The sequence below is a fragment of the Enterobacter sp. 725m/11 genome, assembly GCF_011683705.1.
Taxonomy (GTDB): Bacteria; Pseudomonadota; Gammaproteobacteria; order Enterobacterales; family Enterobacteriaceae; genus Enterobacter; species Enterobacter bugandensis.
Map to the genome: position 1 here is coordinate 1 of NZ_JAAQOK010000103.1, position 2,073 is coordinate 2,073.

Consider the following 2,073-nt stretch of genomic DNA (forward strand, 5'->3'; position numbering starts at 1 on the left):
TCCGTCGTCGGCAGCGTCAGATGTGTATAAGAGACAGATTATACATTGCGTTGAATGAGAAGTTTTCAAGGAAAAATTCATTCCCTGACTTGCCTAATTCAACACGTAAAGCACTATCATTAATTAAGTCAGCGAGTCTGTTTTTGATAGCATCAATATCTGCACGAGGAACGAGATATCCCGTTTTGCCATCAATGACAGATTCAGAAACGCCACCAACGTCTGATGCTAAAACAGGCAAGCCTGCACGCATAGCCTCGAGAATACTGATAGGGAAACCTTCCCAGTTAGAAATTAACAGGAAAATATCACTGTCTGCCAGCAAGGCATCAACGTCTAAACGTTCGCCTGTAAACAGTACATTTTCGCTAATTCCAAGATCCTGTGAAAGCTGTTTCATCTCATCTAACCTGGGGCCTTTTCCTACCAGCGTCAACGCCCAGTTTCTTGTTTCTAATCGACTCAACGCTTTCAATAGGCTTTCATGATCTTTTTGTTCTGAAAAACGAGCTACCGAAATCAACTTCACTACGTCATGAGTATGGTAAACATGAGGAGCAGCACTTTTTAACGGCACGCCATTATGGATCACCGTTTGCTGACTGGCAGACGCAACGTTATGTTCGATTGCAAGTTGTTTATCTTGAGCAGAGACTGTGATTATTTCATCAGTAATTTTACTGAATAATCGTTCAATAACAATGTACAAGCGACGTTTCTTATCATGAACACCATTTGCGAATGACCAACCGTGTACGGTGAAAACAACAGGAATTTTCAGGAAAAGAGCTGCCAACCTCCCTACAATTCCAGCTTTAGAAGAATGAAGTGCAATAACATCCGGAGAAAATTCTTTTATAATCTTGCGTATAATTAAAGCGCATTTAATATCTTTATAAGGCGATATTTCCCTTACCAGCTCAGGGATAATGTGAACTTTCACATTTATTGCGCGAACATCATCAACCAGAGCGCCTTGCTCTCCAACGATTAACTCAACTTGATGACCATCCTTTACTAAACCAGATGTCATATCACGCAAATGAGTCTGAGCCCCACCGATTTCATTCGCGCGTGTAATTATATAAAGAATTTTCATAGTTTTTGAAACAGTCCGATAAGTATATCGTTACTAACGCTCATTAACTTGCAACGAGACAGCTACACCTGGTATTAATGTCTTTTGAATGGTCCAAATCTTCCAGAAAGACCATCAGAAATACCGTAAAAGATCATCATCAATGTTTTCTTTTTTTCTTTATTAAGAATTAAAGATATTGCAGCACGAGCAAAATTAAGGAAAACCTCACGAACTTTATAACCCACTGGAATATATGACTTTCTGATCATAAAGAAGCTATTTCTGACCAAAAAGTAACGTCGCATCGGGCTATGAACAGATATTTTACGTCCTAACAGATTCAGCCTTGAATCACCAATCGTGTGAGCCATTGACGCCTGATTAGTCATTGCAACGCGATACCCTAATTTTTTAGCACGCAGGGCCCACTCCACATCAATATAATCCACGAACAATGCTTCTTCCATTTTACCAACTTTCTCGTAAACTTCAGAAGAAAAGAAAGAGCCAGATGCAATAACGTAGGTGACATCTGTTATTTCTTCTATTGGCGTTCGTTTAATAAATGGACCGATGTAATTAGTGCCCCAATAAAATTCGTTTGTGTGCGGATCATAAAAAGAAGGACCCAGGATACCAACGTTATTCTGGGTGTACATCTTGCTCATGGCACTGATGAAATTAGCACCTAATACACTGTCTTGATCAAGAAGTAATAAATATTCGGCACCGCGAGATATAGCATTTTCGATACCAATGTTTTGCGCATGCGAAAGACCCATATTCTCGGGCAAACTGATCATGACGAAATTAAATTTTTCTGCTAAATCTTTTATCTCTTCGTAATTTCGAGAGCCGTTATCTATTATAACAGCACTGTCTATTTGGCCTTGCAAAGAAAGAAATTGCTTTTCTAAGCAAAGTATATCAGGGTTAAATGTTACAGTTACAGAACCTGTCTCTTATACACATCTGACGCTGCCGACGACGGA

1 protein-coding gene and 1 pseudogene are annotated in these 2,073 nt (G+C 39.5%); both read right to left on the reverse strand.

The annotated features are described in order from the left end of the window. Positions 1-16: 16 nt before the first annotated feature. The gene (locus HBA26_RS22555) at positions 17-1,099 is read right to left on the reverse strand and encodes a glycosyltransferase family 4 protein (protein ID WP_166721062.1); all 1,083 of its coding nucleotides are present in this window, start codon (positions 1,097-1,099) and stop codon (positions 17-19) included. Between the two features lie 74 nt (positions 1,100-1,173). Continuing rightward, a pseudogene (locus tag HBA26_RS22560) lies at positions 1,174-2,013 on the reverse strand (rhamnosyltransferase); the annotation flags it as partial. Positions 2,014-2,073: the final 60 nt, after the last annotated feature.